This is a genomic window from Halosegnis sp. (assembly GCF_042216475.1).
Lineage (GTDB): Archaea > Halobacteriota > Halobacteria > Halobacteriales > Haloarculaceae > Halosegnis.
Genome location: NZ_JBDGTV010000025.1, coordinates 1 through 12,892 on the forward strand (window position 1 = coordinate 1; position 12,892 = coordinate 12,892).

Genomic DNA, 12,892 nt, shown 5'->3' on the forward strand with positions numbered 1-12,892 from the left:
GAGTTGAAGGCTTCAGCGAGTTCCTCCAGAACCCGCTGACTGGACTGGCTGTGCAGTCCTCGGTATTTGTCGTGATCCTTCAACTCGTCTTTGAGGTCGGCGTGATCGGGAATCTCGCCGGTTTCCTCCCAGACCTGTCGGGAGTGGTAGTTGGCGACGTTCCAGAGCTTGCTGGCCGACCATCCGTGGTGGTCGAGCGGCTCCGCTACCTGTGAGTGGTTGCGGATTTTCGCTCGATGCGTGCGGTGAACGGCCAGCATCTCTGGAGCGTCTCTATAACGGGTTATACTCGCTTGACGTTTGACAGTTGGTGTTAAGCGATGGAATATCCGGTCTGGGCTGCGAACGGTGGATTGCTACCCTGTTGTTGGCTTCATCCCACCCCTGAAGGGGTGGGTTTTCGCCTTGCACTTTCTATAAAGTAGCGAACCCAGTTGCCGTACGTGCGGTCGGCAGGGTGATCGGCGATTTGTTCATACCTAACTACTCCGTCCTCATCGATGACGTACGTCGCTGCGACGCCAGTAAGTCCATGGCTCGTCTGTTCTGTGCCGCTGTACTGCTCTGCGACCGCGCCCTCGGGGTCCGCGAGTAACTGAATGTCGAGGTCAAACCGGTCGCGCATCTCCGTCAGGGCACCGATATCGTCGGTCACGACCGGGAGGATATCTACGCGGTCGTTGAACCACAGGTCGTAGCTGACCTGGGAGAACGTCTGGAGCTGTTCAGCACAAAAGCTACACCACGAGCCGCGATTGACGAACACGACCGACGGGCCCTCCTCGAGCGTCTCGGAAAGCGTCACCTCGCCGCCGCTCGTGCTGTCGATCGTGAAGTCTGGGGCAGAGTCTCCTTCGAGTGTCACGCCCCGACGCAGGTCGGGGGAACATTAGCTGCCTTTCGCTCGACAGCCGATGACAGACAGCCCCTCGCTCACGCGTAACGGCCTTGTGATGGCGTCGAGTAGCCTTCGCTGTGCGGCGATGACGAAACGCTTTACCCCCGCTCTGAGCCCCGTGTGACGACGACCACAGCCGAGCCGCACACTCAAATCCAGAAAGCACTTGACCGACAGCAGTCTATCTCCGATAGATGACAGGCCCGGTTGCGAACTCTTACGATTACTGGCTGCTCGATCTCGACGGCACGGTCGTCGATGTCGAGACGGGCTACGTCCACGACGTGTTCGACGCGGTCGGCGACCGCATCGGGTACGACTTCTCTCAGGAGCAGGCCGAGATACTGTGGCACGGGCTGGGCGGCTTCCGAAACAGTCAATTGGAGCGGTGGAACGTCGACCCTGAGGCGTTCTGGACAGCCTTCCATGACATCGAGGACGGTGAGGTACGGGCAGACCACGCGTACGTCTATCCCGATGCCGAGCGGTTCGCTGGCTACGACGGCCCGCTCGGGCTGGTCACCCACTCTCAGCCGTCGCTGGCTAACCCAGTACTTGACCAGCTGGATATCCGCGACTGGTTCGACGTTGTGCTCTGCTGCTCGGACGAAACGGGCTGGAAGCCTGACCCCGCGCCAGTCCGAACGGTCGTCGACCGTCTCGGGATGAGCGAGTCAGACCGAGGAGTGCTCGCCGGTGACGGTCCACAGGATGTCGGCGCAGCCTGGAACGCAGGGCTCGACGGCATCCATGTGGAACGGCACGGGCCGGACCGTCGTGGGATGTGCGTGCTCGGCGACCATCGCGTCGCGAGTTTCGACGAATTATTCGCAACCAGGGCCGCAGATTAGCTCAGTCGTAGGGGTCCTCGGCGTCTTCAAGCGGGAGTTCAAGATCTGACTCCTTCTGGCCGCGGACATCGGCCTCGAGTTCGAGCGCCTGTCCGCAGTCCGGACATGGAATAGCAAAGCGGATAGCCGGACCGTTCGGTCCGCTCACGAAGTCCAGTACATCGATGTCGGCCGGGAACAGGTACTCGGGGTCGATGTCGTGATCACACGCCATAAAGACGGCTACCACCGGGGGGGACTTACGCCTTGTCGCCCGTCTTGTACCCTGCCAGCGATATGAATACGTCACCACCCGAGTGCACCGCCTCCTCAAGCTGCTGGACGCCCGGCTTGTCGGCCCGATCGGGAGCGGCGAGCAGCCGGACTGTCTCCGTGCCGACGGGGACGAACCCGAGGCCCAACTGCTCGGCTGTGGCCTCCAGTCCGAGGCCGATGTCCGCCTTGCCCGCGCGGACTCTCCGGGCAGGTGACTCGTGGGCACGCACCGCACGGTCAAAGCCGTCGACTGCCTCAACGAGGTCGTGGCGGTCAACGCCCCGTTCGTCGGCGAGGGCGGCCATCGCCTCAGACAACGATGTCCGCAGTCCAGAGTCGCTCGTCCGGTTGACGAACGCCAGTTCGTCATCGACCAGCGACGCTAGCCCCGTCACACCGTCCGGATTCCCTTCGGGGACGACGAGTCCCCACTCGCGGCGCCACATGGCTAGTTGGTCGACCTCGAGTCTGTCCGGCTTGGGCGCGCTGGTGACCGCGATATCGGCAACACCGTTCCGGAGCCGCCGGAGGCCTGGCCGAGAGCCCTGCCCAAGGTAGCGGGGCCGGTCGACCCGATCGAGCAGTCGCGCGAGCGCGGGATCGTCCTCGCCGACGCCGAAGACGGTCGGCGGTCGCACGTCCGGCGAGAACAGTTGTACCTCGACGGCCTCACCCGCCCCGAGATACTCCGTATCGGGGTCGACGGCGACGACGCCGTCCGCCTCTACGAGTGACGTCGTCGCGCCCGAGCCTTTGTCAACCGGGTAGACGAGCGTCTTGCCATCACCGTCTGTGACGAGCCCCGCCGGCATGTACCGCAGGCGCCCCTCTGTGTACCGTTCCTCGACGGCCATCTGACCGGTGATTGTCGCGCCGGCCGGCTCCGGCTTGCCCGCTGCCCGTCGGATAGCTGGCGCGACGAACGTGCGGAAGATAGTGAGCGCGCTCACCGGATAGCCTGGGAGGCCGACGTAGGCGCTGTCGTCGAGGGTGCCGACGAGCATCGGTTTGCCAGGCTTCACGGCCACGCCGTGGAGGAGCAGTTCTCCCTGCTCCTCGATCACACGGTAGATGACATCGACGGCGCTGGCGGAGGTCGACCCCGACGAGAGGACGAGGTCACACTCGTCGGCGGCCTTCCGGAGCACCCGCTCCATCTGCTCACGGTTGTCACCCGCGTGCGGATACAGCTCCGGCTCGCCGCCCGCTTCCGCAACCCCGGCGGCGACCGTATAGCTGTTAACATCGTATATTTGGCCGGCCTCGCTCTCGAGAGGGTCGCCCGGCCGAACGAGTTCGTCTCCCGTCGAGACGATGCCGACGATTGGCCGACCGCGCACAGGTACCTCGTCGACGCCGAGTGCCGACAACAGCCCAATCTCACGGGCCGTGATTTCGGTACCGGGGCCAAGTGCTCGCTCGCCGGCGGCCACGTCCGCGCCCGCGAACATGATACGATCACCCGGCGCAAGCGACGTGCGGATTAGTACTGTCTCACCCTCGCGGTCAGTTCGCTCGACCATCACCACCGCATCTGCCCCCTCGGGGACGACTGCCCCCGTCGATATCTCTGCACACTGGCCGGGGCCGACAGTCACGTTGGGAACTTCACCGGCATGGACTTCTCCGACCAACTCCACGCGTTCGGGGTCGGCCTCGTCGGCGCCGAACGTGTCCTCGGCCCGCACTGCGTAGCCATCGACGCTCGCGCGGTCGAACCCCGGCACGTCGAGGGCAGCGTCCAGCCGCTCTGCGAGCACGCGGCCACGCGCCTCTGCCAGGGGGACGGTCTCTGTGTCGGGCGTCAGGTCGAGTTCGGCAATGGCCTCGTGGGCCCGTTCTGGCGGTGCGAGGTCGCGGAATTCTTTGCGCTCAGACATGATACTCCCAGTTCTGGACAGCGACAGTCGCACCCTCGACGAGCCCCTCGACATCTTCCTCAACGACAACCCACCCGTCCGCGAGCGCTACCGACGAGAGCACTCCCGATCCGGATGCCCGAGTTGGCACCGCGACCGTCTCGCCATCCTCCTCCTCGAGACGAACGCGGGCGAAGGTCCGCTCGCCCGGCGAGGAGGGAATCTTCCGGGTCAGCCGTGCCTGTGTCGTTGGGAACGGCTCGCAGGGCATCCGGCCAGCTGCCTTCAGTGCCGGGCGGAGGAACTGGACGGCATTGACAATACACGCAACCGGATAGCCAGGCAACATCAAGATGGGCGTCTCCTCCACGATGCCGAAGCCGAACGGGTGGCCCGGCTTCAGGGCGACCCCATGGACGAGCACCTCGCCGAGTTCCTCGACCACCTCCGGGATGAGGTCCCGCTCGCCGACTGAGGAGCCTCCCGTCGTGACGACGAGGTCCTTCGTCAGATCTCGCTGGATGGCCGCCCGTAGCGCTGCCCGGTCGTCCGTCACGACGTTGCGGTAGTTCGCGCGGCCGCCCCACCGCCCGACAAGGCCGGCGACGGTGAGTCCGTTCGTCTCGACGACCTCGCCCGGCTTCGGCTCTGACTGGACGAGTTCCTCACCCGTCGGCACGACGCCAACGGTCGGGCGGTCGTAGCAGTCTACGCGACCGACCCCAGTCGATTTCAACAGCCCAAGATCCGAAGGACGGAGCTGGTGGCCAGCCTCGTACAAGTGTTCGCCCTCGGTGACGTCCTCGCCGGGTGGGGCAACATTCTCTCCCTCGGCGACGGCGTCGAACACCTCCACCTCGCCGGCGAACCGGTCCGTCTCCTCGATCATCACCACCGCGTCGGTACCGTCGGGAAGTTCACTCCCCGTGTGAACCGGTACGGCTGCCTCCGGTCCGCCGGCCTCCCCCCGCTCGCGCTCGCGCAACACGGCCGGCGAGCGGTCCGATGCGCCGAACGTGTCCTCGGCCCGTACCGCGTAGCCGTCCATCGCGGCGCGTGCGTAGTGTGGGACATCCCGCGCGGCTCGAACATCTTCCGCGATTACGCGCCCAGAAGCGTCTGTCAACGGGAGCGACGTCGTCCCCGTCACGGGCCGGACCGCCTCAACCAGTCGATCGCGCGCGGCGGCTACGCGGGTCACCTCTTTGAACCCCGATTCTTTCATACGGACGGCTGGGGCCGGGGAGGGTAAAAATCAGTCGCGGACGACGAGCGTTGCGCCATCGCGGTGGGCGAACAACGGTGGCCGCTCGTCGGGCCTAAACGCCGTCGATGCCGTGGTTGACGGGCCATGGGCCTCAACGGTGACCGGACCCGCTCCGCGGGGCACTGACAGCCGTCTCGTCTCGCCGGGCAACAGGCCGAGGTTATCCCGCTCGACGCGGCCGTCGCATCGCCGTATCACGCGGAACTGAACCGGCCGTGACCCATCGTTGCGAACCAGCACTGCCTCCCCTGGAAGTCGGACGGCCCCAGAGCTGAGTCCGGACACCCGCGCGTCGCTCGCTGGAGGGCGCGACATACTCGGCCATTCCGATGTGGCCAGCATAGGCCTTCTGGGCCGGTCTACCCGTCGAGTGTTGCCTCGGTATCGATACCGTATACTGCAGCGGGCGTCTCGACCATGGCGCGCTGGACTGCTTCATCGTACCCCTCTTCGCGGAGCCAGCGGACGCGGCGGGGAACCGTCTTAGGACCGAGCACCGCACCCGGCCGGTCCGGATCGTCGATAAAGTCGGTCTCCAGCATGAACGGGTCACCAGACTCGGCGGCTGCTCGGAGCGGCCCCTTGCGAGCGATAACACTCGCTACCGGCCCGGTAACGGGCCCTTCGGCATAGTGCTTGACCACTTGACCCGCAGGGAGGCCCGCGTCCTCCGCCCACGTAGCTACCGTCGTGAAGTCGTCACCGGCCTCGGTGTGGAGTTGGACCGGACAGCCGACAGCCGCGCCGACATGGAATGCGTGTCGCATCACCTCGTTTGAGGCATCCCACACCGCCTCGCTCACATCGTAGTGTGGCCTACCTGACTTGACCGCCAGCGCGGGGCCGTCGGCGACGTATTCGCCGGCAATATCGAGGCCCGCCTGCATCAGGTCACAAGCATTCTCCGGCGTGTACTCCCGGTCGACGAGGCGGGAAATGAGCGCCGGGTGGATGCCAAGCACGGGCCATGCACGGCCAGGGAGTCGCTCGTTCGCCTTGCGGGCCACCTCTACGGTGAGGTCGAACGTCTCACGAAAACCCGACTCGTCGTCCACTTCACCGACGAGCGACCATGATGGCTTGTTCAATACGAGCAGGTGCGTGCCGCCGGCACGGGCGAACTCGGCGGCCGCCTCGACGCCTCGTCCGTTCACCGGATCGAGGTGAAGGTGGTCGTCGAGAATCGGATCCATGTATCTGCTATCGGCGGCCGTGCAAAAACGGTGCCGACCCGCTACCGTCGTAACGTTCATTATCGTTCGACATTGTGAACCATTCACAGGATGGGGACCAGCGACGGCCACAGAAGCGAGAGGGGCGGCTACCAAATGTGTCGGCTCTGCGGCACGGCGCCCGACGCGGGCCATAGGACGTGTCCGACGTGCGGCAGCGAACTTAGACGCTACGACCTGTAGGCTACTCGAGAGTTACAGCCTCGTGGACCGCGTTCGCGAGGGCGTCCGAACTGCCGTGAGATCCGGGCGCGATAGCGACGGTCCGAAGACCGCGTCTGCTCGCTGCCTCTACGACTGGTTTGAAGTCAGTGTCGCGGGAGACCACAACGAGCGTGTCGAGACTCCCGTCTGCGACGAACTCCGTTGCGTCGACAGCGAGTTTCACGTCTACGTCGCCACTCGTCACCACCACCTCGAAGCCGCACGCCTCAGCCGCTCGGAGTAGTTCCGGTGGCGCGCCGTCGTCGAGATATAGTCGGTGGACGGCGAGGCATCCCTTCTGACGTGCCCGTTCGCGCACGTCGTCGAGGTCGACATCGAACTCTTCACGGAACACGTTGGGGCCGTCGACAAACAGCCCGACCCGTGGCTCGTCCATGTCGGCCCCAGTGTGCGGGGACGGATACCCCTGCCGAGTCAAGTGTCGGGCGAGAACCGAACGTATTTGCGAAGGGGGCGCGAGGCTCGGATATGGCCCTTCGGAAGCCGCCGCTTCGCGAGGTCCACGCCGAGCGCGGCGCGAAGTTCACCGAATTCGGCGGGTGGGACATGCCCGTCGAGTTCGTCGGTATCCGGGCCGAACACGAGGCCGTCCGGTCGGCCGCCGGCGCGTTCGACGTCTCTCACATGGGACAGATAGCGGTGTCCGGTCCGGACGCGACCGAGCTGATGAATCGCCTAACGACCAACGATGTCACAGCGCTCTCGTCTGGTGAGGCGGCCTACGCCGCCATCACGAATGAGGCAGGCCACATGATAGACGACACCGTCGTCTACCGGCTGGCCGACGACGAGTACCTGTTCGTCCCGAACGCCGGCCACGACGAGGACGTGTTCGACCGCTGGCGAGGTCATCGCGACGAGTGGGACCTGGAGGCGGTCGTCGAGAATGCGACTGAAGAGTTCGCCATGTTTGCGGTCCAGGGGCCGGATGCCGTCGACACTGTCGACGGCCTAGCAGACGGATCGATTAAGGACATCGGGCGGTTCAGCGCCCGCTGGCTTGCGGTGGCCGGCGCCGACACGCTCGTCGCCCGCACCGGCTACACCGGCGAGGACGGTGTCGAACTGCTGGTCGACACCGGCGACGCCGAGCCGCTCTGGACGGCCGTGATCGACGAGGGCATCCAGCCGTGCGGGCTTGGCGCCCGCGACACGCTCCGCATCGAGGCGGGATTCCTGTTATCAGGGCAGGACTTCGATGTTGAATCGAATCCGCGGACACCGTTCGAGGCGGGCATCGGGTTCGCGGTCGACCTCGAGACGGAGTTTGTCGGCCGGGACGCGCTGGCCACCGCGACGGACCCTGACGAGCGATTCGTCGGCGTCAGACTGACCGAGCGCGGAGTCCCGCGACACGGCTACGACATTGTGAACACAGAGAACCGCGTTATCGGCACAGTGACGTCTGGGACGATGAGCCCGACACTGGGCGAGCCCGTCGGTATGGGCTATCTCCCGACAAAATACGCCGACCCTGGGACGAACGTGCGGGTGGTCGTCCGGGGTGAACAGAAGCGCGCCCGCGTCCAACAGCTCCCCTTCTACGAACGATGAGCTTCGAGATACGCGACGACTACCGGTACAGAGAGACACACGAGTGGGCCGACGCAGACGGGACCATCCGGGTCGGCATCACCGACTTCGCGCAGGACGAGCTTGGCGACGTGGTGTTCGTCGAGTTGCCCGCCGTCGGCGATACGCTCGCCGCCGGCGACGAGTTTGGCGTTATCGAGTCAATCAAGGCCGTCTCCGACCTGTACGCGCCAGTCTCTGGTGAGGTGACCGCCATCAACGAGCGGCTGTTCGACGAGCCGGAGCTCGTGAACGAGTCACCGTTTGATGACGGCTGGATGCTCGAACTCGATCCCAACGACGAGGACGAACTCGACGCACTGCTATCGGCCGCGGAATACCGCGAGCAGACAGAGTAGCGACGGGGGCGACCGGCGTACAACCGGTCGGCGCGCCCGGGAACGAATTACTCTTAATCGGAGGGGCGTAACTATACACATGATTAAATACCCGGCCGCAGGCGCCGGACAGGTGGTATACGGATGAGCGGGAAGCGTTGTCAGGGAACGCCGTACGCACCACACACGGATACAGAGACAGCGGCGATGCTGAACGAGATTGGCGTCGACAGTGAGGAGGCACTGTTCGACATCCCCGAATCGGTTCGGTTCGACGGTGAGTTCGGCATCCCCGCCCGCGACGAGCAGACAGCACGTGCCGAGGTGGCCAAGACACTCGGTCGTAACGACGATCTCGTGGAGCTCCTCGGGCGGGGCCATTACGATCATTACGTGCCGAGCTTCGTCGATCACCTCTCGGACCGCTCGGAATTTATCACCTCCTATACACAGTATCAACCGGAGGTGGCACAGGGATTCCTCCAGGCACTGTTCGAGTTCCAGTCGCTCATCGTTGAGCTAACAGGACTGGGTGTCGCGAACTGCTCGATGTACGATGCGGCAACCGCGCTAGGTGAGGCGGCGACGCTCGCCGAACGGCTCCGCTCTGTGTCGGGCACGCGCGTGCTCGTCCCCGAACTGCTCCACGAGGGTCGACGAGGCGTTCTTGAGAACTACGTTGCCGGCACGCCGCTGATAGTAGAGCCGTATCCGACTGACGACGCGAATGTCGACGTGGCGGCGCTGCGCGAGCAAGCCGACGATGAAGTGGCAATGGTGTATGCAGAGACCCCGACGGTCCGTGGCACCATTGAGGAGCAACTGACAACGGTCGGCGACATCGCGGACGACCACGACGCGCTGTTCACGCTCGGCACCGATATCGTCGCGCTAGGGCTGCTGGAGGAGCCGGCAAGCGTCGGCGCAGACGTCGTCGTGGGAGACGGCAGTGCGCTAGGGCTACCGTCTGCATACGGATTCGGACTCGGGCTGTTCGCCTGCCGTGACGACCGGGAATTTCTCCGGCAGGTACCGGGGCGGCTGGTTGGCGCCAGCACTGACACGACCGACCGACGAGCGTACACGCTCACCCTTCAGACGCGCGAACAACACATCCGCCGCGAGCGAGCGACCTCTAACATCTGCTCGAACCAAGCGTGGGTTGCGCTTCGGACAGCGATGCACGTCGCCTCGTTGGGCCCGGACGGGCTGGCCGGCTTAGCGAACGACTGCGTGCGCCGTGCCCGCGAGACGGCCGCACGGCTCGACGAACTCAGCGGTGTCAAGGCACCGGTTCACGACCGCCACCACTTCCGGGAATTCGTTGCGCGGACCGACCAGCCAGCTCGGGCCGTCGCAGCGGAACTCGAGCGGGAAGGGTACGCCATCCACGCGGTCGGTGACCACCAAGTGCAGGTGTGTGTCACCGAGACGAACGAGCCGGCGCTGGACGGCTTCATTTCGGCGTTCCAGGAGGTGGCACGATGAGCCGACAGGACCCCGCACCGGAGGGTATCGACACCGACGCACCCGGCCGACTTCGTTTCGACCAGGCCCGGTGGGTCGATGACAGCGACGAGGTCTATGAGCCGCTGCTTGCGGAGAAGGGAACCAAGGAGGTCGACATCGACGCAGAGTTGCCCGGCGAGCTGACCCGCGACAGTCTTGAGCTGCCCGATCTAGCGGAGCCAGAGCTGGCCCGCCACTATACCCGGCTCTCGGAGATGAACTACGGCGTCGACTCTGGGCCGTTCCCGTTGGGCTCCTGCACGATGAAGTACAACCCCAAGTTCACAGAAGATCTTGCTGCCCGGCCAGACGCCTCCATCCACCCAGATCGCTCGGAGCGGGCGAGCCAAGGGACACTTGAGCTACTCTACGAGCTGCAAGAGTACCTCGCAGACATCGGCGGGATGGACGCAGTGACGCTCCAGCCGCCAGCGGGAGCGGCCGGCGAGTTCGCGGGAATGCTCATCGCGCGGGCATACCACCAGTCCAACGACGATGACCGAAGCGAGGTAATCGTCCCCGAGTCCGCCCACGGGACGAACTTCGCGTCGGCCGCGATGGCCGGTTACGAGGTGGTCGAACTCCCGTCCGACGATACGGGACGCGTCGACCTCGAGGCTCTCGAGAGTGCGCTGTCGACGGAGACGGCCGCGCTCATGCTGACGAACCCGAACACGCTGGGGCTATTCGAGCGTAACATCGAGCAGATTGCCGAACTGGTCCACGATGTCGGCGGCCTGCTCTACTATGATGGCGCAAACCTGAATGCGTTGCTCGGACGCGCCCGGCCCGGCGACATGGGGTTCGACGTAATGCATTATAATGTCCACAAGACGTTCGCGACGCCTCATGGCGGCGGTGGACCCGGCGCCGGCCCGGTAGGCGTGCGCGAGGAACTGCGGGAGTTCCTGCCGGATCCACATGTCAGGAAGGCCGGTGACGGCTACGAGCGGTACACACCCGAGCAGACGGTCGGAAAGGTCCACGGTCACTACGGCAACTGGCTTGTACTCGTGAAGGCCCATGCGTACATCACGCGGCTCGGCGACGAGGGGCTCACCGACGCGAGCGCAAAGGCTGTATTGAACGCCAACTACCTCGCCGAGCAGATAAACTACGAGATACCGTTCGGTCCGTTCCACCACGAGTTCGTTGCGAGCGCCGGCGAGCAGGACGCAGCCGACGCCGCAAAGCGTATGCTCGATTTCGGTGTTCATCCCCCGACGACGAAGTGGCCGGAGATAGTCTCTGAGGCGCTGATGACCGAGCCGACAGAGGCGGAGTCAAAGCGGACACTCGACCAGTTGGCTGCAGCGTTCGACGCCGCGAGCGAGAGTTCCACCGTCCAGCTAGAAGACGCCCCAGAGCGCACTACAGCGGCCCGCATCGACCAGACGGACGCCGCCCGTAACCCGCGGCTCTCGTGGCACGCACTCGAGGACGCAGAGTAGTCAGGCGCTTGCAGCGCCCGTATCGACCGTCTCGTCGATGCGGACAAACCCGTATTCACAGTCCGGGCAGTGCCACTTCACCTTCGTGCCGAGGTGCATCTTCGTCGCGGCCGCCCGATAGAATGTCTTCTGCTCGCCACAGACAGGGCAATTTCGCTCAAGTTCCATGTTCACGTCCATTCTTCCGACGGGTCGCACCTGAACGTATCGGATTCGCCGGACCAGGTCGCGTGTGGACGGGTATAAGGGCCGCCCGCGCATGACGTCGGACATGAAGATATACACTGGCCGTGGTGACGAGGGAATGACCGACCTGCGGGACATGTCTCGCGTCTCGAAGACGAGCAAGCGTATCGAGGCATACGGCACCGTCGACGAGGTGAACACAGCCATCGGCGTCCTCCGGCCCTCCGGTTACGAGGACATTGACGAGCATCTCCGTCGGATACAGAATCACCTCCATATCATCCAGGCAGACCTCGCGAACCCGGATACCGACGACGAGGACGCACCCCACATCACTGCAGAGCGGACTGACTGGCTGGAAGGGATTATCGACGAGTTCGACGAGGAACTGGCACCGCTGGAATCGTTTATTCTTCCTGGCGGAAGCGATGTCGGCGCGCGACTCCACCAAGCGCGGGCCGTCTGCCGGCGGGCCGAGCGACGCTGTGTCGCGCTAGCGAGCGACGAGCCGATCAACGCCGAGGTTGTCACCTACCTCAATCGGCTGTCTGACGCGTTGTTCACCATCGCACGCGTCGTGAACGCCCGCGAGGGCGTCGCCGAGGAGACACCGGAATACTGACCGACCCGTCGCTGACGGGCGCCGGAAGGGAGAGGGACAGATGCCGGCTCGGGCCGGCGTTGATGCCACGGTTGCGGTCGACGTGCGCGCGTCAACGGCGGACCGCCCAAATCTGGGTCGGCTCGCCCAGCCCGCGACGCGACCGTGATTTTAGGTCTGCCTAAGAATACAAAAGAGTTGTGGGACAGCCTTTCGCCGCACGGTCGCTCAGGGCGCCACAAGCGTTTTAGCGTCCAATAGCGTCCTCTCAAATATGGTCAACAAACATTTCGAAGACGCTCGATACTACCTGAAGCGCGCTGGAGAGACGGCCAAGGCAGGGCTCGCAGAGGAGGTCAGTGGCGTTGAAGAGCGGTTTCGAGAGCTGACTGGCCGCGAGGAAGAGCCAGAGGCGGGTCGACTCGACGAATTCAAAGCAGAACTCGCGGAGCTTCAGGAGCGGGCCGAGGGCGAGGCCAAAGAAGCCATCCAAGACGCCCGCGATCGCATCGACGACTACCGGAAACAGGAAGCGTAGTTCTTAACACCGACCCTCCGGTAGCAGGTCTCACCGGGTCGGTGGTCTAGTCCGGTTATGACACCTCCTTCACACGGAGGAAGCCGGCGGTTCAAATCCGCCCCGACCCA

15 protein-coding genes, 1 tRNA gene and 1 pseudogene are annotated in these 12,892 nt (G+C 64.6%); 8 read left to right on the plus strand and 9 right to left on the minus strand.

Features of this window, described 5'->3' with window-relative positions; all coding sequences use genetic code 11:
• Positions 1-260, minus strand: a pseudogene (locus ABEJ63_RS13210) (RNA-guided endonuclease TnpB family protein); the annotation flags it as partial.
• A 113-nt stretch (positions 261-373) separates the two neighbouring features.
• On the minus strand, positions 374-865 hold the full coding sequence (locus ABEJ63_RS13215; RefSeq protein ID WP_375796837.1) for a peroxiredoxin family protein: 492 nt from the start codon (positions 863-865) through the stop codon (positions 374-376).
• 227 nt (positions 866-1,092) lie between these two features.
• Between ABEJ63_RS13215 and ABEJ63_RS13220 the strand changes: the two genes are divergently transcribed.
• Positions 1,093-1,749, plus strand: coding sequence for an HAD family hydrolase (locus ABEJ63_RS13220; protein WP_375796838.1), 657 nt, complete (start codon positions 1,093-1,095; stop codon positions 1,747-1,749).
• A 1-nt stretch (position 1,750) separates the two neighbouring features.
• Here the strand turns inward: ABEJ63_RS13220 and ABEJ63_RS13225 are convergent, their stop codons facing one another.
• The 6 genes from ABEJ63_RS13225 to ABEJ63_RS13250 all read right to left on the minus strand — a co-directional run bounded on the left by ABEJ63_RS13225 (position 1,751) and on the right by ABEJ63_RS13250 (position 6,963).
• Positions 1,751-1,963: a hypothetical protein gene (locus ABEJ63_RS13225; RefSeq protein ID WP_375796839.1), complete on the minus strand. Its 213-nt coding sequence runs from the start codon at positions 1,961-1,963 to the stop codon at positions 1,751-1,753.
• Positions 1,964-1,988: 25 nt separating this feature from the next.
• Positions 1,989-3,884 (minus strand): molybdopterin biosynthesis protein, encoded by a 1,896-nt coding sequence (locus ABEJ63_RS13230; RefSeq protein WP_375796840.1) that lies wholly within the window; start codon positions 3,882-3,884, stop codon positions 1,989-1,991.
• Positions 3,877-5,088 (minus strand): gephyrin-like molybdotransferase Glp, encoded by a 1,212-nt coding sequence (glp, locus tag ABEJ63_RS13235; RefSeq protein WP_375796841.1) that lies wholly within the window; start codon positions 5,086-5,088, stop codon positions 3,877-3,879. Before glp ends, ABEJ63_RS13230 begins: the two co-directional genes overlap by 8 nt.
• A 30-nt stretch (positions 5,089-5,118) precedes the next feature.
• Positions 5,119-5,445, minus strand: a complete 327-nt coding sequence (locus tag ABEJ63_RS13240) for a hypothetical protein (protein WP_375796842.1) — start codon at positions 5,443-5,445, stop codon at positions 5,119-5,121.
• 44 nt (positions 5,446-5,489) lie between these two features.
• Positions 5,490-6,323 carry a TatD family hydrolase gene (locus ABEJ63_RS13245; RefSeq protein ID WP_375796843.1) on the minus strand — a complete coding sequence of 278 codons (834 nt, stop codon included), beginning with the start codon at positions 6,321-6,323 and terminating at the stop codon, positions 5,490-5,492.
• A gap of 223 nt (positions 6,324-6,546) precedes the next feature.
• A complete protein-coding gene (locus ABEJ63_RS13250) occupies positions 6,547-6,963 on the minus strand; it encodes an NYN domain-containing protein (RefSeq protein WP_375796844.1) in 417 nt (138 codons plus the stop codon).
• 92 nt (positions 6,964-7,055) lie between these two features.
• Between ABEJ63_RS13250 and gcvT the strand changes: the two genes are divergently transcribed.
• The 4 genes from gcvT (at position 7,056) to gcvPB (ending at position 11,457) form a co-directional block, all read left to right on the plus strand.
• Positions 7,056-8,141, plus strand: coding sequence for a glycine cleavage system aminomethyltransferase GcvT (gene gcvT / locus ABEJ63_RS13255; protein WP_375796845.1), 1,086 nt, complete (start codon positions 7,056-7,058; stop codon positions 8,139-8,141).
• Positions 8,138-8,518, plus strand: coding sequence for a glycine cleavage system protein GcvH (gene gcvH, locus ABEJ63_RS13260; RefSeq protein WP_375796846.1), 381 nt, complete (start codon positions 8,138-8,140; stop codon positions 8,516-8,518). The genes gcvT and gcvH overlap by 4 nt, the downstream gene beginning before the upstream one ends.
• A gap of 123 nt (positions 8,519-8,641) precedes the next feature.
• Positions 8,642-9,985: an aminomethyl-transferring glycine dehydrogenase subunit GcvPA gene (gene gcvPA / locus ABEJ63_RS13265; RefSeq protein WP_375796847.1), complete on the plus strand. Its 1,344-nt coding sequence runs from the start codon at positions 8,642-8,644 to the stop codon at positions 9,983-9,985.
• Positions 9,982-11,457, plus strand: coding sequence for an aminomethyl-transferring glycine dehydrogenase subunit GcvPB (gcvPB, locus tag ABEJ63_RS13270; RefSeq protein WP_375796848.1), 1,476 nt, complete (start codon positions 9,982-9,984; stop codon positions 11,455-11,457). The genes gcvPA and gcvPB overlap by 4 nt, the downstream gene beginning before the upstream one ends.
• Here the strand turns inward: gcvPB and ABEJ63_RS13275 are convergent, their stop codons facing one another.
• Positions 11,458-11,625 carry a hypothetical protein gene (locus tag ABEJ63_RS13275; RefSeq protein ID WP_375796851.1) on the minus strand — a complete coding sequence of 56 codons (168 nt, stop codon included), beginning with the start codon at positions 11,623-11,625 and terminating at the stop codon, positions 11,458-11,460.
• A 103-nt stretch (positions 11,626-11,728) separates the two neighbouring features.
• Between ABEJ63_RS13275 and ABEJ63_RS13280 the strand changes: the two genes are divergently transcribed.
• The 3 genes from ABEJ63_RS13280 (at position 11,729) to ABEJ63_RS13290 (ending at position 12,892) form a co-directional block, all read left to right on the plus strand.
• Positions 11,729-12,265: a cob(I)yrinic acid a,c-diamide adenosyltransferase gene (locus ABEJ63_RS13280; RefSeq protein WP_375796849.1), complete on the plus strand. Its 537-nt coding sequence runs from the start codon at positions 11,729-11,731 to the stop codon at positions 12,263-12,265.
• Positions 12,266-12,518: 253 nt separating this feature from the next.
• Complete coding sequence (locus ABEJ63_RS13285; protein WP_375796850.1) at positions 12,519-12,782, plus strand: hypothetical protein; 264 nt, start codon at positions 12,519-12,521, stop codon at positions 12,780-12,782.
• Between the two features lie 35 nt (positions 12,783-12,817).
• Positions 12,818-12,892, plus strand: a tRNA-Val gene (locus ABEJ63_RS13290).